The sequence below is a fragment of the Knoellia sp. p5-6-4 genome (genome assembly GCF_029222705.1).
Taxonomy (GTDB): Bacteria; Actinomycetota; Actinomycetes; order Actinomycetales; family Dermatophilaceae; genus Pedococcus_A.
On record NZ_JARGZF010000002.1, the window covers coordinates 228,881 to 249,984 of the forward strand.

Annotated in this window: 23 protein-coding genes and 1 riboswitch; of the genes, 4 read left to right on the plus strand and 19 right to left on the minus strand. The window is 73.6% G+C overall.

Going from position 1 to position 21,104, the window contains the following annotated elements; genetic code table 11:
• Nucleotides 1–2 precede the first annotated feature (2 nt).
• Together P2F65_RS12535 and P2F65_RS12540 are read left to right on the plus strand one after the other, a co-directional pair.
• A complete protein-coding gene (locus P2F65_RS12535) occupies nucleotides 3–1,172 on the plus strand; it encodes an FUSC family protein (protein ID WP_275808067.1) in 1,170 nt (389 codons plus the stop codon).
• Nucleotides 1,173–1,186: 14 nt separating this feature from the next.
• Complete coding sequence (locus tag P2F65_RS12540) at nucleotides 1,187–2,380, plus strand: MFS transporter (RefSeq protein ID WP_275808070.1); 1,194 nt, start codon at nucleotides 1,187–1,189, stop codon at nucleotides 2,378–2,380.
• A gap of 21 nt (nucleotides 2,381–2,401) precedes the next feature.
• On the opposite strand, the gene P2F65_RS12545 is transcribed toward P2F65_RS12540, so the two are convergent.
• From P2F65_RS12545 to rpe, 9 genes are all read right to left on the minus strand, one after another.
• Nucleotides 2,402–2,923, minus strand: a complete 522-nt coding sequence (locus P2F65_RS12545; protein ID WP_275808073.1) for a PH domain-containing protein — start codon at nucleotides 2,921–2,923, stop codon at nucleotides 2,402–2,404.
• Between the two features lie 7 nt (nucleotides 2,924–2,930).
• A complete protein-coding gene (hisG, locus tag P2F65_RS12550; RefSeq protein WP_275808076.1) occupies nucleotides 2,931–3,776 on the minus strand; it encodes an ATP phosphoribosyltransferase in 846 nt (281 codons plus the stop codon).
• A gap of 12 nt (nucleotides 3,777–3,788) precedes the next feature.
• The gene (locus tag P2F65_RS12555; protein WP_275808079.1) at nucleotides 3,789–4,052 is read right to left on the minus strand and encodes a phosphoribosyl-ATP diphosphatase; all 264 of its coding nucleotides are present in this window, start codon (nucleotides 4,050–4,052) and stop codon (nucleotides 3,789–3,791) included.
• A complete protein-coding gene (gene ribH, locus P2F65_RS12560; protein WP_275808083.1) occupies nucleotides 4,049–4,534 on the minus strand; it encodes a 6,7-dimethyl-8-ribityllumazine synthase in 486 nt (161 codons plus the stop codon). The genes P2F65_RS12555 and ribH overlap by 4 nt, the downstream gene beginning before the upstream one ends.
• Complete coding sequence (locus tag P2F65_RS12565) at nucleotides 4,531–5,757, minus strand: bifunctional 3,4-dihydroxy-2-butanone-4-phosphate synthase/GTP cyclohydrolase II (RefSeq protein WP_275808086.1); 1,227 nt, start codon at nucleotides 5,755–5,757, stop codon at nucleotides 4,531–4,533. The genes ribH and P2F65_RS12565 overlap by 4 nt, the downstream gene beginning before the upstream one ends.
• Nucleotides 5,754–6,458, minus strand: coding sequence for a nicotinamide mononucleotide transporter family protein (locus P2F65_RS12570; RefSeq protein ID WP_275808089.1), 705 nt, complete (start codon nucleotides 6,456–6,458; stop codon nucleotides 5,754–5,756). The genes P2F65_RS12565 and P2F65_RS12570 overlap by 4 nt, the downstream gene beginning before the upstream one ends.
• Complete coding sequence (locus P2F65_RS12575; protein ID WP_275808091.1) at nucleotides 6,455–7,126, minus strand: riboflavin synthase; 672 nt, start codon at nucleotides 7,124–7,126, stop codon at nucleotides 6,455–6,457. The genes P2F65_RS12570 and P2F65_RS12575 overlap by 4 nt, the downstream gene beginning before the upstream one ends.
• Nucleotides 7,126–8,172 carry a bifunctional diaminohydroxyphosphoribosylaminopyrimidine deaminase/5-amino-6-(5-phosphoribosylamino)uracil reductase RibD gene (ribD, locus tag P2F65_RS12580; protein WP_275808094.1) on the minus strand — a complete coding sequence of 349 codons (1,047 nt, stop codon included), beginning with the start codon at nucleotides 8,170–8,172 and terminating at the stop codon, nucleotides 7,126–7,128. Before ribD ends, P2F65_RS12575 begins: the two co-directional genes overlap by 1 nt.
• Nucleotides 8,173–8,297: 125 nt before the next feature.
• Nucleotides 8,298–8,426: riboswitch (FMN riboswitch) on the minus strand.
• 79 nt (nucleotides 8,427–8,505) lie between these two features.
• A complete protein-coding gene (rpe, locus tag P2F65_RS12585) occupies nucleotides 8,506–9,162 on the minus strand; it encodes a ribulose-phosphate 3-epimerase (RefSeq protein ID WP_275808097.1) in 657 nt (218 codons plus the stop codon).
• Nucleotides 9,163–9,235: 73 nt separating this feature from the next.
• On the opposite strand from rpe, the gene P2F65_RS12590 reads away from it, so the two are divergent.
• The gene (locus tag P2F65_RS12590; RefSeq protein ID WP_275808100.1) at nucleotides 9,236–10,264 is read left to right on the plus strand and encodes a hypothetical protein; all 1,029 of its coding nucleotides are present in this window, start codon (nucleotides 9,236–9,238) and stop codon (nucleotides 10,262–10,264) included.
• 14 nt (nucleotides 10,265–10,278) lie between these two features.
• Here the strand turns inward: P2F65_RS12590 and P2F65_RS12595 are convergent, their stop codons facing one another.
• Complete coding sequence (locus P2F65_RS12595) at nucleotides 10,279–11,496, minus strand: PLP-dependent transferase (RefSeq protein ID WP_275808103.1); 1,218 nt, start codon at nucleotides 11,494–11,496, stop codon at nucleotides 10,279–10,281.
• Nucleotides 11,497–11,592: 96 nt separating this feature from the next.
• On the opposite strand from P2F65_RS12595, the gene P2F65_RS12600 reads away from it, so the two are divergent.
• Complete coding sequence (locus P2F65_RS12600; protein ID WP_275808106.1) at nucleotides 11,593–12,090, plus strand: Lrp/AsnC family transcriptional regulator; 498 nt, start codon at nucleotides 11,593–11,595, stop codon at nucleotides 12,088–12,090.
• A gap of 44 nt (nucleotides 12,091–12,134) precedes the next feature.
• On the opposite strand, the gene P2F65_RS12605 is transcribed toward P2F65_RS12600, so the two are convergent.
• The 9 genes from P2F65_RS12605 to mihF form a co-directional block, all read right to left on the minus strand.
• Complete coding sequence (locus tag P2F65_RS12605) at nucleotides 12,135–13,646, minus strand: transcription antitermination factor NusB (RefSeq protein WP_275808109.1); 1,512 nt, start codon at nucleotides 13,644–13,646, stop codon at nucleotides 12,135–12,137.
• A complete protein-coding gene (gene fmt / locus P2F65_RS12610; protein WP_275808113.1) occupies nucleotides 13,639–14,589 on the minus strand; it encodes a methionyl-tRNA formyltransferase in 951 nt (316 codons plus the stop codon). Before fmt ends, P2F65_RS12605 begins: the two co-directional genes overlap by 8 nt.
• 2 nt (nucleotides 14,590–14,591) lie before the next feature.
• Nucleotides 14,592–15,137, minus strand: coding sequence for a peptide deformylase (gene def, locus P2F65_RS12615; protein ID WP_275808116.1), 546 nt, complete (start codon nucleotides 15,135–15,137; stop codon nucleotides 14,592–14,594).
• A 22-nt stretch (nucleotides 15,138–15,159) separates the two neighbouring features.
• The gene (locus P2F65_RS12620; protein WP_275808119.1) at nucleotides 15,160–17,232 is read right to left on the minus strand and encodes a primosomal protein N'; all 2,073 of its coding nucleotides are present in this window, start codon (nucleotides 17,230–17,232) and stop codon (nucleotides 15,160–15,162) included.
• A 29-nt stretch (nucleotides 17,233–17,261) separates the two neighbouring features.
• Complete coding sequence (gene metK / locus P2F65_RS12625) at nucleotides 17,262–18,482, minus strand: methionine adenosyltransferase (protein WP_275808122.1); 1,221 nt, start codon at nucleotides 18,480–18,482, stop codon at nucleotides 17,262–17,264.
• A gap of 83 nt (nucleotides 18,483–18,565) precedes the next feature.
• A complete protein-coding gene (locus P2F65_RS12630; protein ID WP_275808125.1) occupies nucleotides 18,566–19,843 on the minus strand; it encodes a bifunctional phosphopantothenoylcysteine decarboxylase/phosphopantothenate synthase in 1,278 nt (425 codons plus the stop codon).
• A 31-nt stretch (nucleotides 19,844–19,874) separates the two neighbouring features.
• Nucleotides 19,875–20,138 (minus strand): DNA-directed RNA polymerase subunit omega, encoded by a 264-nt coding sequence (gene rpoZ / locus P2F65_RS12635; RefSeq protein ID WP_275808127.1) that lies wholly within the window; start codon nucleotides 20,136–20,138, stop codon nucleotides 19,875–19,877.
• A 35-nt stretch (nucleotides 20,139–20,173) separates the two neighbouring features.
• Nucleotides 20,174–20,734, minus strand: a complete 561-nt coding sequence (gene gmk, locus P2F65_RS12640) for a guanylate kinase (protein ID WP_275808130.1) — start codon at nucleotides 20,732–20,734, stop codon at nucleotides 20,174–20,176.
• Nucleotides 20,731–21,048 (minus strand): integration host factor, actinobacterial type, encoded by a 318-nt coding sequence (mihF, locus tag P2F65_RS12645; RefSeq protein WP_275808132.1) that lies wholly within the window; start codon nucleotides 21,046–21,048, stop codon nucleotides 20,731–20,733. The genes gmk and mihF overlap by 4 nt, the downstream gene beginning before the upstream one ends.
• Nucleotides 21,049–21,104 lie beyond the last annotated feature (56 nt).

Genomic DNA, 21,104 nt, shown 5'->3' on the forward strand with positions numbered 1-21,104 from the left:
GCGTGCCCACAGGGGACCGGCTCTTCCCCCGCCCCGGGGGTCTGGCACCGCGCGCTGCGCGGCGGTCACGCTCCGAGCTGCGGGCCAGGCTGCAGCGGCTGCGCCAGCGCAGCTTCCTCATCCTGCAGTGCGCCATCGGCGCCAGTGCCGCCTGGTACATCGCCAGTGACGTGCTGCACCACCCGGAGCCGTTCTTCGCGCCCGTCACCGCGGTCATCTGCCTCGGCATGTCCTACGGCCAGCGGGTACGGCGCGTCGCAGACGTCATGCTCGGCGTGGCGATCGGCGTGCTGATCGGTGACATCTTCACCCACTTCTTCGGCTCCGGGGCCTGGCAGATCACCGTCGTCGCCGTGCTGGCCATGAGCGTGGCGACCCTGCTCGGAGCCGGTCTGCTCCTCATCACCCAGGCGGGGTTGCAGGCGGTCATCGTCACGACTCTGGTCGCCCAGCCGGGCGAGGCGTTCTCGCGCTGGATCGACGCCGTCATCGGCGGGTCGCTCGCCCTCGCCCTGACGCTGCTCGCGCCCGCGGCACCGGTGCGCCGTCCGCGCCAGCGCGCGGCGGCAGTGGTGCGGGAGCTGGCCGCGATGTTGCGGGACACCGAGCGGGCGCTCCGGGAGGGCGACCACGACCTCGCCTCGCGGACCCTGAGCCGGGCCCGCGCCTCGGAGTCCATGCTCAGCGACCTGCGCTCGGCCTCGGAGGAGGGCATGGCGGTCGTGCGCCTGTCTCCCTTCCGGCGCCGCGACCTGCCGTCGGTGCAGGTCATCGCGGGGCTGCTCGAGCCCCTCGACCGCGCCATCCGCAACCTGCGCGTGCTGGTGCGCAGGGCCTCGATCGCCACGTGGCGCCGCGAACCGGTGCCCGCGGCATACCTGGGCCTGCTCACCAGCCTGGCGGAGGCGACCGAGGAGATCGCCGGCGAGCTCGAGGAGCGCCGCATCCCCGAGCACTCCCGGCGGGGCCTGGCCGCCATCGCGGAGGTCAGCGCCGTCATCGACCCGACGGCCGGGCTCTCCAGCGAGGTGATGCGGGCGCAGATCCGCTCCATGGTCGTCGACCTCCTCATGCTCACGGGTTTGCCGTACGAGGAGGCTCGGGAGTACATGCCGGAGTCGATGGGTGACGAGGGCCCCGACGACCCCGATGAGGAGCTCACCGACCGCTGAGGCAGACTGCGCCGGTGAGCTCTGAGCGCCACCACCTGCCACCGCTGTGGGTCATGGTCCTCGGTCTGGTGGCCGTGGCCGCCAACCTGCGCACCGTGATGGCGAGTGTCCCGCCGCTGGTGCAGACCATCTCGAGCGACCTCGGCCTGTCCAACGCGGCGATGGGCGCCCTGACCACCCTGCCGGTGCTCTGCATGGGCGTCTTCGCCCCCTCGGCCCAGCGCCTGGCGGCCCGCGTCGGCACGGCCGGCGCGGTGGAGCTCGCCGCCGCTTGCCTCGCCGTCGGCACCGCGCTGCGGTTCTTCGGCGGGCAGGTGTGGCCCCTGTATGCCGGCACGTTCGTCGCCGGGGTCGGCATCGCCGTGGGTGGCACCCTGCTGCCCGGCCTGGTCAAGGAGATGTTCCCGCCGCGCCGCTCGGGCCTGGTCACCGGGCTGTACATGTTCGCCATGATGGGTGGGGCCACCGCCTCCTCGGCGCTGGCGGTGCCCCTTCGGGACTGGCTGGGCTCCTGGCAGGGGTCGCTCGCCTCCTGGTCGCTGCTCGGTGCCGTCGGCCTGCTCGCCTGGTTCCCCGTGGCCCGGGGCGCCGAGCGGCACCGGGCCGCCCACCCGCCGACCTCGGTCGACCACCGCCTGCCGTGGCGGCACGCCACCGCCTGGCTGGTCGCGGCCTACCTCGCCGCACAGTCGTGGCAGTTCTACTCCTCGCTGGCCTGGCTGGCGCCCACCTACGTCTCCGAGGGCTGGAACCCCACCCACGCCGGCTACCTGCTGTCGGCGTTCTCCTTCGCCCAGCTCGTGTCCGGCCTCGTCGGCCCGATGCTCACCGACCGGGTGCACGAGCACCGGCTGCTCCTCTTCGGGGCAGGTGGCCTGGGGCTGCTCGGCCTGCTCGGCCTGTGGCTGGCCCCGGAGGCGGCTCCCTGGGTGTGGGCGGTCGTGCTCGGCCTCGGCCAGGGCGCCGCGTTCTCGCTCGCCCTGGTGCTCATCGTCGACTACAGCGCGACGCCCTCCGGCAGCGGCCGGCTGGCGGGCATGGCCTTCCTCATCAGCTACACCCTCGCCTCACTGGGCCCCACCACCATGGGCGCCGTGCGCGACGCCACCGGTGGCTTCGAAGCGGTGTGGCTCTCCCTCGTCGCGGTGATGTTCGTGCAGCTCGCCCTGGTGCGCCAGCTGCGTCCGGGGCTGCGCCAAGTGCGGTGACCGGCGGCCGAGGCCGTCGCCTCAGTCGGCGGTGACCTCGGGGCTCTGGGCGCTCGGGCCCAGTGCCTGGACCAGCGCCGCCAGGCGGCTCGCCTCGGCACGCCCCCAGGGCCCGTCGGCCTTCTGCACGGCCATGACGGCCAGGGTGTCGGCGTCGTCGAGCTCGAGGGTCACCCACGGGTCACCGCCGGAGAAGCGCAGGTCGACCACGCTGCGCCACGACACCGTGCGGGTCGTGAACAGGTTGCGCACCGTCAACGCCTCCCGCGTCGGGGTGGCGCGGATGGTCGCGTAGCGCCACAGCAGGCCCCCGATCGCCAGGCCGACCGCGGCGACCAGCACCCGGTCGGCCGGTCGCCACAGTCCGTCGGGCGGGCCTGGCAGCAGCAGCGCGATCACGCCGAACACCAGCACGCTCAGAACGGCGAACGTCCCGGAGACGACCCGGCCCCGGCGGGGGCGGAAAGTGGCGAAGGCTCCCTGCCCCGAGTCGCCGGGTCCCTGCCCCGGCTCCCGGGAAGCGGCTCGGTGTGGCACGCTCACCCGGCCCTCAGAGCCGGCACGCCGCGATGTCCGTCACGAGGATGGCCCGGGCGCCGAGGTCGTAGAGCTCGTCCATGATCGCGTTGGTACGGTTGCGCGGCACCATGGCGCGCACGGCCGACCACTCCTTGTTCTGCAGCTGCGACACGGTCGGCGACTCGAGACCGGGCGTGATCGCGCACGCCTGCTCCACGAGGGCGGCCGGCACGTCGTAGTCGAGCATCACGTAGTGACGCGCCGTGATGACGCCGGTCAGCCGGCGGCGCAGCACGTCCACCGCTGCCGTCTCGTGCGTTCCCTCGCGGCGGATGAGCACGGCCTCGCTGCGCAGGATCAGCTCCCCGAAGACCTCGAGGCCCTGGCTGCGCAAGGTGGCGCCGGTCTCCACCACGTCGGCGATGACATCCGCCACACCCAGCGTGATGGCGGTCTCCACCGCGCCGTCGAGGCGCACGACCTCGGCGCTGACGCCGTGCTCGGCCAGGTGCTTCTCCACCAGGCCGGCGTAGCTCGTCGCCACGCGGTGCCCTGCGATGTCGGCGACCGACGCACACTGGCCCGGCCGTCCGGCATACCGGAACGTCGACCCGCCGAACCCGAGCGTCATCACCTCGATCGCGGCGCTGCCGGAGTCGAGCAGCAGGTCACGGCCGGTGACGCCGCAGTCGACGGTGCCGGACCCGACGTAGACCGCGATGTCGCGCGGCCTCAGGTAGAAGAACTCCACCTCGTTGTCGGCGTCCATGAGCACGAGCTCCTTGGAGTCGCGGCGGACCCGGTAGCCGGCCTCCCGCAGCATCTCGGCGGACGACTCGGCAAGAGAGCCCTTGTTGGGCACGGCAATTCGCAGCATGAGTGGTGTTTCCTACAGGTGGGCGTAGACGTCGTCGAGGGTGATGTCGCAGGCCTGCATGAGCACTTGCAGGTGGTAGAGCAGCTGGCTGATCTCCTCGGCCGCACGGTCCTTGCCCTCGTGCTCGGCGGCCATCCACACCTCGGCGGCCTCCTCGACGATCTTCTTGCCGATGGCGTGCACGCCGGCGTCCACGGCTGCGACCGTGCCCGAGCCCTCCGGCCGGGTCGCCACCTTCTCCGTCAGCTCGGCGTACAGCTCATCGAACGTCTTCACGGGACAAGGGTACGGGGCGCCAGGGAGGCCAGGGTCACCGCCGTGGCCACTGCGGCCATGGCCGCCTCGTGCCCCTTGTCCTCCGAGGAGCCGGGCAGCCCTGCGCGGTCGAGGGCCTGCTGCTCGTCGTCGCAGGTGAGCACGCCGAAGCCGACGGGCACGCCGGTGCGTGTGCTCACGTCGGTCAGCCCGTGCGTGACACCCGAGCAGACGTAGTCGAAGTGCGGTGTGCCACCACGGATCACGACACCGAGCGCGACAAGCGCGTCGTGTGTGGGTGCGAGACGCGCGCACGCGACGCTCAGCTCGACCGTGCCGGGCACCCGCACGAGCGTGACGTCGGGGACGCCGGCCTCCTGCAGCGCCCGCTGGGCACCGTCGATGAGGCCGTCCATGACGACGGTGTGCCACGACGCGGCGACGACGGCCACCCGCAGGCCGCTGCCGTCCGCGGTCACAACCGGGGCTCCCCTGCCGCTCACGCCGTGGCCCCGGAGTCGTGGGCGCCGAGGATGAGGTCGTGGCCCATCCGGTCGCGCTTGGTGCGCAGGTAGGTCGCGTTGCTGGCGACCGGCGCGATGCTGATCCGCTCGACCGCCGCCACCTCGATCCCGTGCTCTCGCATGGCGTTCACCTTCATCGGGTTGTTCGTGAGCAGGCGCACCGCGTGGATGCCCAGCCCGGTGAGGATGGCGGCGCCGGCCGCGTACTCGCGGGCGTCGACGGGCAGTCCCAGCTCGACCTGGGCGTCGACGGTGTCGAGACCTGCGTCCTGGAGGGCGTAGGCCTGGAGCTTGGCGAGCAGCCCCACCCCGCGCCCCTCGTGGCCGCGCAGGTAGACCACCACACCGCCTTCCGCGGCCACCCGCTGCAGGGCTCGCTGCAGCTGGGGCCCGCAGTCACACCGCTGCGAGCCGAGCATGTCGCCGGTGAGGCACTCGGAGTGCAGCCGCACCAGCGGAGCCTTGCCGCCGAGCCCGCGGGGGCTGACCAGCGCAAGGTGCTCGTCGCCCGTGATGACGTCACGGAAACCGGTCACGGTGAAGGTCCCGTGCTCGGTCGGCAACACCGTCTCGGCCAGCCGCTGCACCCTGTCGTGCCGCTGCCGCCAGGCCGCGAGCTGTTCGATGGTGATGACCGGCAGGTCATGCTCCTCGCCGAGGGCGAGCACCCCCGGCAGGCGCATCATCGTGCCGTCGTCGTTGACCAGCTCGCCGATGGCCCCGACCGGAGCCAGCCCCGCCAGCCGGCAGAGGTCCACGGTCGCCTCGGTGTGGCCGGGACGCACCAGCACACCGCCCTCCTTGGCACGCAGGGGTACGACGTGGCCGGGACGGGTCAGGCTGTCGGCCGTGGACGCCGGGTCGGCAAGGGTGCGCACAGTGTGGGCGCGGTCGGCCGCGGAGATGCCGGTGGTGACGCCCCCGGCCGCGTCGACCGTCACGGTGTAGGCGGTGCGCAGCGGGTCGCGGTTGTCGGGCACCATCAGCGGCAGGTCGAGCCGGTCGGCCACGTCGTCGGTCATCGGCGCGCAGATGTAGCCGGAGGTGTGCCGGATGGTCCATGCCATCCACTCGGCCGTGACGGTCTCGGCGGCGAGGACGACGTCGCCCTCGTTCTCGCGGTGCTCGTCGTCGGTGACGAGCACGGGCCGCCCCGACCGCAGGGCGGCCAGTGCCTCCTCGACGGTCGCCAGTCCGCTCATGCGCGTGCCCCCTCGAGCTCGGGGGCCGCGGCGCCCTCGACCCGCGAGGCGCGCAGCCAGACGAAGAACCCGTAGACGACCAGGACGCCGTAGACGATGAAGAGGATCGCCGTCGGGTAGTAGCCGGAGTGCCACAACAGCGGGACACCGACGAGGTCGACCGCGATCCACGCGAGCCAGAACTCGTTCCAGCCGCGCGCCATCGCGTAGGTCGCCAGCATCGAGCCGACGAAGATCCACGCGTCGCACCAGTAGTACCAGCGCGGCGCCGGCCACCCCGCGCCCACGACCGAGAAGACCCACTGCAGCACCACCACGCCGCCCGCGGCAGCCAGCAGGTATGCCGTCCGCTCGCGGGGCGTCGCCCAGCGCGGCGTGATCGCGTGGCCGCTCGCGTCGTGCCGAGCCCTCTTCTGCTCGCTCCAGCGCCACCAGCCGTAGACGCTGGTGATGATGAAGAACACCTGGCGTCCGGCCTGGCCGAACAGCGGCTGCTGGGCCTGGGCGTCGAACGTTGCCGCGATGAACACGGTGAAGAGCAGCACGTTCCCGACGATCCCGACCGGCCACGCCCAGACCCTGCGACGCAGGCCCCCGATGGCCGAGGCGAACCCGAAGCCGTTGCCGATGATCTCCCGCCAGGCGATGTCGTGACCGGCGATGGTCACGTGCGCCTCGTAGAGCCACTCGAGGATGTTCATGCGGAGTCCTTCGCTGTGGGGGCCGTGGTGGAGGCAGTGGACGTGGATGGTGAGGTGGGCGTGGGGGTCCCGGGGCTCGTGGTCGCGGTGAGCAGGCGCTCGACGTACTTGGCCAGGACGTCGACCTCGAGGTTGACGAGGTCGCCGACGCCCTTGCGGCCCAGCGTCGTCAGGTCGAGCGTGGTGGGGATGAGCGAGACGGTGAACGAGTCGTCGTCCACCGAGGCGACGGTCAGGCTCACGCCGTCGACCGTGATCGAGCCCTTCTCGACGACGTAGCGCGCGAGGTCGGCCGGCAGGCTGAACCGCACCACCTCCCAGCGGTCACCGGGCACCCGTTCGACGACCTCGGCCGTGCCGTCGACGTGGCCCTGGACGACGTGTCCGCCGAACCGGCTGCTGGCCGCCATGGCGCGTTCGAGGTTGACGCGGTCGCCCGGGTGCAGCGCCCCCAGGCTGGAACGGCGCAGCGTCTCGGCCATGACGTCGACCGTGAACTCGCCGGCGCCGTGCTCGACGACGGTCAGGCACACCCCGTTGACGGCGATCGATGCGCCGTGGACGGCGTCGCTGGTGACCAGCGGTCCGCGCAGGGTCATCCGGGCCGAGTCCGCGCCGGGTTCGATCACGGCCACCTCGCCGAGCTCCTCGACGATGCCGGTGAACATCAGTGCTCCTCCTTCGCGGAAACGTCGTGCAGGTCGGCGGTGATGCGCACGTCGTCACCGATCAGGGTGATGTCGGTGGGACGCAGCCGCAGGGCCGCGTCGATGGTCGTGATGCCGAGGTCGGTCACGGTCTGCCGCCCCCGGCCGAGCAGCACCGGCGCCACGTAGGCGACGACCTCGTCGACGAGACCGGCGCTGAGGAAGGCGGCAGCGACCGTGGGGCCGCCCTCGAGCCAGAGCCGGTGCACCTCGGCGTCGGCCAGGGCCCCCAGCACGGCCTTGGGGTCCCGCGTGCGCAGCAGCCACGTGGGCGCCGCGTCGTCGAGAACCCTTGCGCCCGCGGGCAGCTCCCGCTCCCCCATCACCACGCGCAGCGGCTGGCGCGGGTAGAGGCCGCCGTCGGGGCGCCGAGCGGTCAGCTGCGGGTCGTCGACGAGCGCGGTGCCGGTGCCGACCAGGATGGCGCCGCACTCCGCGCGCAGCCGGTGGACGTCGGCACGAGCGGCCTCGCCGGTGATCCACTGGCTCGTGCCGTCGGCGGCGGCGCTGCGGCCGTCGAGGGTGGCCGCCAGCTTCCAGGTGACCCAGGGGCGGCCAGTCGTGACGAGGTGGGTCCAGGAGCGGTTCAGCGCGTGCGCCTGCTCGGCCAGCACTCCTCCGTCGACGGTCACTCCCCTGCCCCGCAGCACGTCCGCGCCACCAGCAGCCCGGGGGTTGGGGTCGGACTGGGCATGGACGACGCGGGCCAGCCCCGCGGCATACAGCGCCGCGCTGCACGGCTGCGTGCGGCCGGTGTGGTTGCACGGCTCGAGGGTCACGTAGGCGGTTCCGCCACGGGCGCGCTCACCGGCGTGGCCCAGCGCGTCGACCTCTGCGTGGGCCGTGCCGGCGCCGCGGTGCCAGCCCTCGCCGACCACCTCACCGTCGACGTCCGTGACGACGCAGCCGACGCGGGGGTTGGCGTCAGCAGCCGGTCCCCGGGCAGCCAGCTCGAGGGCACGGCGCATGTGGGTGAGGTCGGTTGCCTGCCGGGCGGTCGTCTCCATGGTCCTTCCCTGTGGCTCCAGACGATCGTGGTCGTCGAGCTCCGGGGGGGGACGTGCAGGAGGGCGAGGGCGGCGCGCTCGAGGCGACGGATGTCGACCCCGAGACCCACCGGTCCCGCTGTCAGCGCGTGCTGCCTCCCATCCGGACTTTCACCGTCGGTCCTGGAGTTCCACCAGGTCAACCGGCCGCTGGCTGCGGTCGGGTCGCGGACTGTCACCGCCGGTTCGGAATTGCACCGACCCCGGAGCACGTACCGCCAGTATGGCACCGGTGCTGGGGCAGGTCGCGGTCACGTCCGGGTGATGGTCCTCACGCGAGGCCCCCGGGACGGGTCAGTGCCGGTGCTTCTCCGCGAGCCGGCGCAGCTCCTCGACCGCGCCTGCCGCGTCGTCGGCGCCGTAGACGGCCGAGCCGGCGACGAACACGTCTGCCCCCGCCTCGGCGCACTGCTCGATGGTCGACGCGGACACGCCCCCGTCCACCTGCACCCAGATCTCGCCGCCGTGGCGACGGACGGCCTCGCGCACCTGCGCCACCTTGGGCATCTGGTCGGCCATGAAGGACTGCCCGCCGAAGCCCGGCTCGACCGTCATGACGAGCACCATGTCGAGATCGGGGAGCAGCTCCTCGTAGGGCGCGAAGGGTGTGCCGGGCTTGACCGCCATGCCGGCGCGAGCACCGGCGGCTCGCAGGTCACGGGCGACCCGGCGGGGGTCGGCGGCAGCCTCGACGTGGAAGGTGACCGACGAGCCCCCGGCCTCGGCGTACTGCGGCGCCCAGCGGTCCGGGTCGTCGATCATGAGGTGGCAGTCGAGCGGGATGGGGCTGACCCTGGCGAGCGCCTCGACGACGGGTAGGCCCAAGGTCAGGTTCGGCACGAAGTGGCCGTCCATGACGTCGACGTGGGCCCAGTCGGCGTTGCTGATCCGCTTCAGCTCCGCCTCGAGGTTGGCGAAGTCTGCGGACAGGATGCTCGGGGAGATCTGCACGTGCTCACCCTAACGGCTGGTTTTGGGCCGTTTCGACGACGAGGAAGCGCCGTCGTCATGCACCATCTCCGGCGTGCTGTGGCTGATCTCGGGACTGGTGGCGATCTGGGTGCTCAGCCATGCGCTGGTGACGACCACGCGCGACCGGCGGATCATCAACTCGTTGAACTCCCTTGCGGCAGAGGGCCGCCACGCCGAAGTGCTCGACCACCCGCTGCCCTCGCGAGCGAACCGGCCGGCCGTGCGGGTGCTCCAGGCGGCCAGTGCGGTCCAGACCGGTCGGTATGCCGTGGCGCTGGCGCTGCTGCACCGCCTCGGCCCGCGGGTCCGCGGCTCGGACCCCCAGGCGCCGATGCTCATGCGGGCGGCGGCGCTGGTCGGGCTCGGCCGGTACCTCGAGGCGGCCACCATGCTGGGCGACCGCCCCGTGCCGGGCGCCGTGAGGCGACTGCGGGCTGCTGTGGCGGTCGAGCTCGGCGACGACGCGCTCGCCGAGGAGCTGCTGGGCGGGCCACACCTCGACCTGCTCGAGGAGTCCGGACGGCTGCGGCTGCTCGGCGACTTCCGGATGCGCCGCGGGCGGCTGCGGGAGGCCGAGGAGCTCGTGACCCAGAGCGCGGCCCTGAACGCCCGCCTGGACATTCCCGGTGCCGACGTCGACGGCGCCTACTGCCAGGTGCTGCTCGGCAAGATCGCGCTGCGCGCCGGGGACGTCGTGCGGGCGGTGGCCCTGACCACACAGGGCCTGGCTGCCATGGAGCAACGCCCGGACAACGCCCCCGGCCTGGCCGAGACCCACGCCGTGGCCGCCCAGGCCGTGGCTGCCTCCGGCGACGCGGCGGCCGCCCAGGACCACCTGCGCGCGGCCCACCACCATGCCTCGCGCTGCGGCTCCCCCGCCCTCGACGCCGAGCTGGCCCACGCCACCGCGCAGGTGTCGCTCCACCTGTGCCAGCCGGCGGAGGCTCGGCGCTGGTTGCAGGAGGCGCTGCGACGTCGGCTGGACCTCGGCGAGAAGCCGGCTGCCGACGAGATCCGCGACGCCCTGGCCGCACTGGAGGTTGAGCGGGTCCGCGAGGCTGACGCTGCCCTCGACTCCTGAGCGCCGGGGAAGCCTCAGCCCAGCGCCTGCTCGAGGTCGGCCTGCAGGTCGGCAGCGTCCTCGAGCCCGATGGACAGGCGCAGGACGTCGGCCGACGGCCGGGCCTCGGGCGCCACGGGCCGGTGGGTCAGCGCGGCCGGGTGCTGGATGAGCGAGTCGACCCCGCCGAGCGAGACCGCATGGGTGAACAGGCGCACCCGCCCGGCAACCCGCGCCGCCTGCTCGTAGCCGCCGGCGACCTGGATGGCCACCATCGCCCCCGGGCCTCGCATCTGGCGTCCCACCAGCCCCATGGGGTCGCCCTCGGGCGTGCCCGGGAAGAACACCCGACGCACCGCGGGGTGCGCCGAGAGCCAGGCCGCCATCTTCTCGGCCGACGCCTGCTGCGACCGCACACGGACGGGCAGGGTGGGCAGGCCGCGGTGCAGCAGGTAGGCGGCCATCGGGTGCAGGATGCCACCGGTCACGGCACGGACCCGGCGCAGGGCCGCAGCCCAGTCGGCATCGGCGGCGACGATGCCGCCGACCGCGTCACCGTGCCCGCCGAGGTACTTCGTGGCGCTGTGCAGCACCAGCGAGGCGCCCTGGTCGACGGGGTTCTGGAGCACGGGCGTGGCGAAGGTGTTGTCGACGAGCACCGGGCGGCCCTGGGCCGCCTCGACCACGGCCGCGACGTCGACCAGCTCGAGCGTGGGGTTGGCCGGGGTCTCGACGACCACGAGGCACGTCTCGGGTCGCAGCGCCGCGGCGACGCCGAACGGGCTGCAGAACGTCGTCTCGACGCCGAGCAGCCCCGACGCCAGCAGGTGGTCGGTGCCGCCGTAGAGCGGGCGGACGGCGACCACGTGGCCCGCCGCCCCGCCGGTCTCCTCGCGGGAGCGCTGCGCGGCAGCCAGCACGGTCGCGGTGACCGCAGCCATCCCCGACGAGAACGCGACCGCCTCCTCCATCCGCTCCAGCGACGCCAGGGCGGACTCGAACCGGGCCACCGTGGGGTTCCACAGGCGGGCGTAGACGTTGCCGCCCTCGGTGGGGCGCCCTCCCGTGGCCATCGCCTCGTACGACCCCCCGCCGCAGTCGACCCCCGGCAACGGGTTCGTGGACGAGAGGTCGAGCGGCGGGGCATGGACCCCCAGGGCCACGAGGTCATCGCGGCCGGCGTGCACCGCGAGCGAGTCGAGTGTCCGGTCGTGTGCTGGGTCCGGGGCCCCATTGCCCCGCAGGCTGCTCATGGCCGCAGGTTCGCGGATTCCGCGACGGGTCTCAACCGGCACCGAAGAACCCGAGGACCATCCGCACGATCCTGCGGTTTCCTGCACAATCGACGGGTGGCCACCCCGTCGTCGCCGAAGAAACCGCGCGCTGCCGCTCTCGACCGCACCGACCTGCGCATCCTCGCCGAGCTCGAGGAGAACGGCCGGCTGACCAACGCCGCCCTCGCGGGCCGCGTCGGCATCGCGGAGTCGACCTGCGTCCAGCGGGTCCGCGCCCTGCGCGAGGCAGGCGTCATCACCCGGTTCCGGGCGGAGGTCGACCCCGCCGCGCTCGGGCTCGGCATCCAGGCGGTCATCAAGGTGCGGCTCGGCAGCCACAGCCGCGACCACGTGAAGAGTTTCCACGCGACCCTGGCCGACATCCCCGGGGCGCTGACGATCTTCCACGTCGCCGGCGAGGACGACTACCTCGTGCACGTGGCCGTCGAGTCTGCGGCGGCCCTGCGCGACCTCGTGCTCGAGCACATCACCGTGCACCCGGCCGTGCGGCACACCGAGACCCAGCTGGTGTTCGAGGTCATTCCCGGCGCCGGCGTCCTACCCCGTCACTGAAGGGTGCCGGCGCGCCACTGCCGCGACACCAGCGCCCTTACGGGTCAGCGCTTGCGCAGCAGCGTGAGGAACATCCCGTCGGTGCCGTGCAGGTGCGGCCACATCTGGGCGGTGGGCCCGTCGCCGAGGTGGTCCAGGGGCGTGCCGGACGCAGCGACGAGGAAGGGTCGGGCGTCGATCGGCTCCACGTCGTCGCGGCGCTTGAGCACGTCGGAGACGACGAACTGCGTCTCGGCCAGGTGCGGGCTGCACGTGGCGTAGGCGACCACCCCGCCGGGTGCGGTGGCGTCGATGGCCGAGGCCAGCAACTCTCGCTGCAGCCGGCCGAGCTCAGGCAGGTCGGCGGGGGTGCGGCGCCAGCGAGCCTCGGGGCGCCGGCGCAGGGCCCCCAGACCGGTGCAGGGGGCGTCGACCAGCACCCGCTGGTAGCGGCCGGGCTCTGCCTCCCCCACGTCGCGTCCGTCGCCGGTGCGCACCTCGAGCCGCCTGCCCTGCTGCCGGGCACGCCTGGCCGCCGCCCGCAGGGTCTGGCGCACCAGGTCGGCCCGGTGCGGGCTCACCTCGTTCGCGGTGAGGTCCGCGCCGGCCTCGAGGGCGAGGGCGGCCAGCAACCCCGCCTTGCCGCCGGGTCCGGCACACAGGTCCAGCCACTCCTCGGTGCCGTCCGCCGCGACCGGAACCGCGGCGAGCGCGAGGGCGAGCAGCTGCGAGCCCTCGTCCTGCACCGCGGCGCGCCCCTCGCGCACCGCCGGTATACCGCCCGGGTCGCCGCTGCCGAGCACCGCACCGACCGGTGAGAGGGGCGAGCGCTCGGCGCCGGCCTCGACGAGCTCGTCGACGTCGGCGAGGCCCGGGCGCGCCACCAGCGAGACCCGCGGGGCGGCGTTGTCGCTGGCGAGCAGGGCGGCCAGGTCGGCGTCCACCGACTCGGCCGTCGAGGTGTGGTGGCCGAGCAGCGCCGCGCGCATCGCCTTGACGACCCACTCCGGGTGCGACTGCTCGACGGCCAGCCGGGCGGTCGGCGTCGCCTCCGGCGGCACGACCGCGGCCAGCCACTCGGCGAGGCTGCGCTCGCTGATCCGTCGCATGACGGCGTTGACGAACCCGGCGGCGCCCGCGCCGTTGACCTTGCGGGCCAGGCCGACGGTCTCGTCCACGGCCGCGTGGGCGGGGACCCGCATGCCGAGCAACTGGTGGGCGCCGAGGCGAAGGGTGTCGAGCACGTTCGCGTCGACCTTCGCCAGTGGGCGCCCCGCCGCGGCGGCGATGATCGGGTCGTAGAGGCCCTGGAGGCGGATGGCCCCGTAGAGCAGCTCGGTGGTGAAGGCTGCGTCGCGGCCGGTGATCCGCTTCTCCCGCAGCACTCTCGGCAGCTCGAGGTTGGCGTAGGCGCCGTCGGCGACGGCGCGCATGACGGTGTAGGCGGCCAGCCGCTGCGGGTCGGTCGTCCGCGACCGCTCGCTGGGCTTCTGGGCCGAGTAGCGCCGTGGGGGACCTCCGCGACCACCTGGCCCTCCGCCCGACCGGCCGCTGCTGCGGCGGGACCGCTCACTCATCGTCGAACCTCTCGCCCGTCTGGATGCGCACGCCGCGGGCCCAGTCCGCCGCGGGCATGGCCTTCTTGCCGTGGGGTCGCACCTCGCCCAGCACGACGGCCCCCGAGGCGGTGCCCACCGCCACGGCGCGCTTGGTGACGTGGAGCTCGCCGGGCGCGAGTCCGGCCGGGACATCCGCCTCGTGCGGGCCTCCCGCCGGGGCAACGGGGCCGAGCTTCAGGCGCTCTCCCCGGAAGAGCGTCCACGCCCCGGGTGCGGGGGTGCAGCCGCGCACCAGCCGGTCGACGGCGGTCGCGGGCCTCGACCACCGGACCCGCGCGTCGTCGACCTCGATCTTCGGCGCCAGCGAGACGCCCTCGCCGGGCTGGGGCCGAGGCACCAGGGTGCCGTCCTCGATGCCGTCGAGCGTGGCCACCAGCAGTCCCGCGCCGGCCTCGGCGAGGCGGCCCAGCAGCTCGCCGGCGGTGTCCCTCGGACGGATCGTCTCGGTCATCACGCCGAAGACCGGACCGCTGTCGAGACCCTTCTCGAGCAGGAAGGTGGAGGCGCCGGTGACCTCGTCGCCGGCCATGATGGCGTGCTGCACCGGGGCCGCCCCGCGCCAGGCGGGCAGCAGCGAGAAGTGCAGGTTCACCCAGCCGTGGCGGGGGATCTCCAGCGCCGACGGTGGCACCAGGGCGCCGTAGGCGACGACGGGGCAGGCGTCCGGAGCCAGCTCCCGCAGTCGCTCCTGGAACTCCGGCTCCGACGGCTTCGTGGGCGTGAGCACCTCGAGGCCGGCCTCCTGCGCGCGCTGTCGCACGGGTGACGGGACCAGGGACCGGCCGCGTCCGGCGCGGGCGTCCGGGCGGGTGACGACGCCCACCACCTCGTGGCGGGAGTCGAGCAGCGCGTCGAGCGAGGGCAGGGCGACCTCGGGGGTGCCGGCGAAGACCAGCCGCATGGTCACATGCCCCGGCCGAAGGTGCTGTGCGGGCTGACCTTCACGGTGGGTCGCGGCTGCCCGGCCCACTCCGCCTCCCGCACGGCCTTCATGGCGAGCTTGCGCTGCTCGCGGTCGAGCCGGTCGATGAAGAGGATCCCGTCGAGGTGGTCGGTCTCGTGCTGGATCGCGCGGGCGAGCAGCTCGGACCCCTCGATGAGCACGGGCTCCCCGAACTGGTTGAAGCCCTTGGCGACCACGCGCAGCGCGCGAGGGGTGTCGAACTGGAGCCCGGGGAAGGACAGGCACCCCTCAGGGCCCTCCTGCAGCTCGCTGGACAGGTCGAGGTCGGGGTTGACCAGGTGGCCGAGCTCCCCGTCGACCCAGTAGGTGAAGACCCGCAGGCCGACGCCGATCTGCGGGGCCGCGAGGCCGGCGCCGGGAGCGTCGACCATGGTGTCGGTCAGGTCCCGGACGAGCTGGCGCAGCTCATTGTCGAAGTCGACGACGGGCTCAGCCGGGGTGCGCAGCACCGGGTCGCCGAAGAGGCGGATGTTCTGGATCGACACGCGGCCAGTCTAGGTGGGCCGGTCAGGAGCCGATGTCCGGCGGGTCGACCCGCACGGCCACGGTGACGGCCTCCTTGTGGGCGCTGCGGATGCCCCGCAGCGCGGCCAGGGCAGCGGCCAGCCCGGCTCCCGACTCCAGCGGCACGCGCAGCAGGTCACGCTGCGCCTCGTCCCCCGCCGGCAGCGGCCCGAGCACCTCGGCCTCGGCCGGCAGCCCCAGCGCCCGCAGCGACTCCACAGCCTCCTCGAGCACCCGACGCGGGGCGACGAGGGAGGCCATGCTCACGGTGGGCGGCAGCCGCAGCTCGCGCCGCTCGCCCAGCTCGCGCTCGGCGAACCACGCCGGGGCCCACCGCACGAGCGCCTCGACCGCGGGCAGCGCCGTGTGGGTGGGCGCGCCGCACAGCACGGCGACACCACCCTGGCCGGAGCCGCGCCCCAGCGCGGCGGCACCCAGCCAGCGGCGGACCGCCTCCTCTCCCGCCGTGAGCACCGGGCGGTCGAGCGAGGCCCAGGCGTCGAGCAGCAGGACGGCGGCGTACCCGCCCTCGGCCACCGGCTCCGCTCCCGGGGTGGCGATCACCAGGCTCGGTGTCGCCGCGACCCGGTGCAGCACCTCCCCCGAGCCCGAGGTGTGCACGGGCACGCCCGGGAAGGCGCGGCCGAGCTCCTCCGCCGTGCGCCGGGCCCCCACGACCGAGGACCTCAGCGCGTGCCCTCCGCACCGGACGCACGCCAACCCCGCCGCCCCCCGGCCGCACCAGCGGCAGGCCGGCGCGGCCCCGGGCGCGGGCAGCGCAATGGGCCCATGGCACTGGGGGCAGCGGGCAGGGGCACGACAGGTCTGGCAGGACATCGACGGCAGGTAGCCCCGGCGCGGGACCTGCACCAGCACGGGGCCGCGGGCCAGCGCCTCCTTCGCCGTGCGCCACGCCACTGAGGGCAGGTGCGCGCTGGCGGCCGCCGGATCCCGCTCGAGCTCGGCGCCCTCACCGGCGACGCGCACCTGCGGCGCGGCCCGGCGGACCTCGGGTGCCGGGGCCTCGAGCGGCTTGACCGCGCCGCTCTCCACCCAGGACTGCACGGTCGTGGTGCGCGCGAACCCTGCCGACAGCAGGGCCGCCCGTTCGATCCTGGCGCGGGCCGCCAGCACCTCGCGCACGTGCGGGTAGGGTGCCCGAGGCTCCTCGTGCAGGTCGTCCCCGTCGTCCCACCAGGCGGCCAGGCCGAGCTCACGCACCGGCGCGAAGGCTGCCGAACGGGTGCCGACCACCACCTGGACGTGGCCACGGAGCACCTTGAGCCAAGCGGTGTACCGCGCCTGCGGCCCCTGGTCGGCCGTCAACCGGACGTGCCGGCCGGGTCCGAGGGCAGCGGTGAGGGCTGCGTCGACACGGGACACGTCGCGGTGGTCCGGGACCACGATGACCGACCCCCGCCCGCCGGCCAGTGCTGCCCGGGCTGCCTCGGCCAGGGCGGCCGGCCAGTCGGCTGCGGGCGCGGTCGACGGCAGGGCCAGCCACGAGGCCGCCGGGTCTCCCCCGCCCTCGAGGTGGGCGAGGAAGTGCCGTCCGGCGGGGTACCTCTCCCACGCCGACGGCTCGGGCGCGTCTGGCAACCCGCCCCGCTCGGACGGCTCGACGGGCAGGGCCTTCTCTGCTGCGGCATGGCGCGGCGGAATGGCGAGCCGCAGCACGTCACCCAGCGTCCCGGCATACCGCTCCGCGGTGGCGCGCGCGACGGCCAGCACGGGCGGGACGAGGACGGGCTCGGGCGAGACCACCCTGCGCAGCGGCGCGAGGCGGCCCCCGTGCTCGGCCTCCGCCCTGCGTTCGAGGACGAAGCCGTCGAGGTCCTGGCCCGCGAACCGCACCTTGACCCGCACCCCCGGCTGGGCCGTCTCGGCGAGCGACTCCGGCACGGAGTACTCGAAGGGGCGGTCGAGGTGCGCCAACCCGGTGTCGACCTGCACCGAGGCGACCGGCAGGTGTGCTGCGGTCGCCTCGGTCGCGGTCGTGCGACGGGGCTTGCGGGGCAGGCCGGAGCGGATCAGCTCGAGCTGGCCCGTCGTCTCCTGCCCACGGATGTCACCCACGCCGTGAACCTAGCGGGGAGCGCCGACGCTCAGTCCTTGGCTGCCTTCTGGAGCGCGTCGACGCGGTTTGTCCGCTCCCAGGTGAAGGCGTTGGTGACGCCGTCGGCGTGGGTGCGGCCGAAGTGGCCGTAGGCCGCGGTCGGCTTGTAGATCGGGCGCAACAGGTCGAGGTCCTCGACGATCGCGAGCGGGCGCAGGTCGAAGACCGACGAGATGGCGCCCTGGATCTTGTCGACCGGCACGCTCTCGGTGCCGAAGGTCTCGACGTACAGCCCCACCGGCTGGGCCTTGCCGATGGCGTAGGCGACCTGCACCTCGCAGCGACGGGCGAGCCCCGCGGCGACGACGTTCTTGGCCACCCAGCGCATGGCGTAGGCGGCCGAGCGGTCGACCTTCGACGGGTCCTTGCCGGAGAAGGCGCCGCCACCGTGGCGAGCCATGCCGCCGTAGGTGTCGACGATGATCTTGCGCCCGGTGAGGCCGGCGTCGCCCATCGGCCCGCCGATCTCGAAGCGACCGGTCGGGTTGATCAGGGTGCGGTAGCGCGAGACGTCGAGGTCGGTGCCGTGGTCGGCGAGCTCCTCGAGCACCGGGCGGATGACGTGGTGCTCGATGTCGGGCGTGAGCAGGTCGTCGAGCGAGACGTCGGCGGCGTGCTGCGTGGACAGGACCACCGTGTCGAGGCGCACCGCACGGTCACCGTCGTACTCGATGGTGACCTGGGTCTTGCCGTCGGGCCGCAGGTAGGGAACCTCCCCGGCCTTGCGGACCGCGGTGAGGCGCTCGGAGAGCCGGTGCGCGAGGAAGATCGGCAGCGGCATCAGCTCGGGGGTGTCCTCGCAGGCGTAGCCGAACATGAGGCCCTGGTCGCCGGCGCCCTGCTTGTCGAGCGGGTCGTAGCCGCCGGTGCGGTTCTCGTAGGCGGTGTCGACGCCCTGGGCGATGTCGGGACTCTGCTGGCCGATGGAGACCTCGACCCCGCAGGACTCGCCGTCGAAGCCCTTCGTGGAGGAGTCGTAGCCGATGGCCAGGACCGTGTCGCGCACGATCCGCGGGATCTCGACGTAGGCCTCGGTGGTGACCTCGCCGGCGACGTGCACGAGCCCGGTGGTCACCATGGTCTCGACTGCCACGCGGCTGCCGGGGTCCTGCTCGAGCATGGCGTCGAGGATCGCGTCGGAGATCTGGTCGCAGATCTTGTCGGGGTGTCCCTCGGTGACGGACTCGGACGTGAACAGGCGTGCGGACACCCGGGCATCTCCTTCGTGGCAGCGGCTGCTGGCTTCCTGGGCGCGGACAGTGGCCGCGCAGGCACCGGCGAGTCTAGCCCCGCCTACAGGATCTGCTGCACGGCATCCCACACCGCGGCCGCGATCTCCTGCTTGGACGCGGGCCCGGCGTCGACGACGTGCGAGGACCCCTGGCGCAGGATGTGCACCGTGTTGTGGTCCTGGCCGAAGGTCCTGTCCTCCCCCACCTCGTTGACCACGAGCAGGTCGCAGCCCTTGCGGGCGAGCTTCGCCCGTCCGTGGTCGAGGACGGAGCCGTCGGCGTCGCCCGTCTCGGCCGCGAACCCGACGATGACCGGCGAGGCCTGGTCGCCCCTGGCGGCGACGAGACCGGCGAGGATGTCGGGGTTGCGCACCAGCTCGATGGTGGGGGCCGCCTCCGGCGCCGCGGGGTCGTGCGACTTCTTGATCTTGGTCGCCGCGTACTCGGCCGGGCGGAAGTCGGCCACCGCCGCCGCCATGATGACGACGTCGGCCTCGTCGGCAGCCTCGGCCACCGCCTGCTGGAGCTCCAACGCGGTCTGCACGGGCACGACCCGCACCCCGGCCGGGGCCGCAAGGGCGGTGTTGGCCGCCACCAGGGTCACGTCGGCACCCCGTGCGGCGGCCACGGTCGCGAGGGCGTAGCCCTGCTTCCCCGAGGAGCGGTTGCCCAGGAAGCGCACCGGGTCGAGCGGCTCGCGGGTGCCGCCCGCCGACACGACGACGTGGCGACCGGCGAGGGGCAGCGCCGCCTCTGCGGCGTCCTCGGGTATGCCGCCGGGCCGGGTTCCCGGCCCACCAGGCCGGAAGTGGCGGTGGGCGAGCATGCGCTCGCACACGGCATACAGCTCCTCCGGCTCGGGCAGGCGGCCCGGACCGGTGTCGGCCCCGGTGAGGCGCCCGGAGGCGGGAGGGATCACGTGCACGCCCCGCTCGCTGAGCGTCGCCACGTTGGCCTGGGTGGCGGCGTGCTCCCACATCTCGGTGTGCATCGCCGGCGCCATCACCACCGGGCAGCGGGCGGTCAGCAGCGTGGTGGTGAGCAGGTCGTCGGCCATGCCCGCCGCGGCCTTCGCGAGGAGGTCGGCGGTGGCGGGAGCCACGACGACGAGGTCGGCGCCCTGCCCGAGCCGGACGTGCGGCACTTCGTGGACCGACGTCCACACGTCGGTCTGCACCGGCCTGCCGGACAGCGCCGCCCACGTGGGGGCGCCCACGAACTGCAGGGCGGAGGCGGTGGGCACGACGGTGACCTCGTGCCCCGCCTCGGTGAAAAGGCGCAGCAGCGAGCACGCCTTGTAGGCCGCGATGCCCCCGCTGACCCCCAGGACGATGCGCACGCCCGTGTGTCCCGCCCCCGCAGCCCGGGCGTCAGCCCTCGGTGGGCTCGGAGGTGAGCAGGCCCTGGTTGATCTCGCGCAGCGCGATCGACATCGGCTTCTCGTGCACCTGGGCGTCGACGAGCGGGCCGACGTACTCGAGCAGGCCCTCCTGCAGCTGGGAGTAGTACGCGTTGATCTGGCGGGCCCGCTTGGCCGAGTAGATGACCAGGGCGTACTTGGAGTCCGCCTTCTCGAGGAGGTCGTCGATCGGCGGGTTGGTGATGCCGATGGGGTTGGCGACGGTTCCAGACACGGTGGCTCTCAGTTCTGTCGGATTCAGATGGTCGTTCAGTGGGATCGCATCAATGATACGAGCTGTTCGGCCGCGTGCCGAACTTCGTCGTTGACGATGGTGACGTCGAACTCCGCGGCGGCCTCCAGCTCGCGCCGCGCGGTGGCCAGACGGGCCTCGCGCTCCTCCTCGTCCTCGGTGCCCCTGCCGACCAGGCGGCGCACCAGCTCGTCCCAGCTCGGCGGGGCGAGGAACACGAAGTAGGCCTCGGGCATCGCCTCGCGCACCTGCCGCGCCCCCTGGAGGTCGATCTCGAGCAGCGCCATGCGCCCCTCGTCCAGCGCCTGCTCGACGGGCCTGCGCGGCGTGCCGTAGCTCGCCCGGCCGTGCACGACGGCCCACTCGAGCAGCTCGCCCGCCTCGCGCATGCGCTCGAACTCGCCCTCGTCGACGAAGTGGTAGTGGACTCCGTCGCGCTCGCCCGGCCGGGGTTGCCGGGTGGTCGCGGAGACCGAGAGCCACACCTCGGGGAAGTTCTCGCGGATGTAGGCCGCGATCGTGCCCTTGCCGACTGCGGTCGGCCCGGCGAGGACGACCAGACGGTGGGGGCGGCTCACGCCTGGTCGAAGCGCGAGAGGAGGGCGGTGATCTGGTTCTGGCCCAGACCACGCACGCGCCGGCTCTCGGAGATGCCGACCTCCTCCATGATCTGGCGCGCCCGCACGCGGCCGACGCCCGGCATCGACTCGAGCAGCGCGGAGACCTTCATCTTGCCCACGACGTCGTTGTCCTTGCCGTCGGCGATGACGTCCTTCAGCGAGCCCTGGGCGTACTTGAGCCGGTTCTTCACTGCGGCCCGCTCACGCCGGGCGACCGCTGCCTTTTCCAGGGCTGCTGCCCTCTGCTCCGGGGTCAGCGGGGGAAGGGCCACGGTCAGATCTCCTCCGTCAGGGCGGCGACAGCCGCAGGGCTTGGACTGCCTTGCGA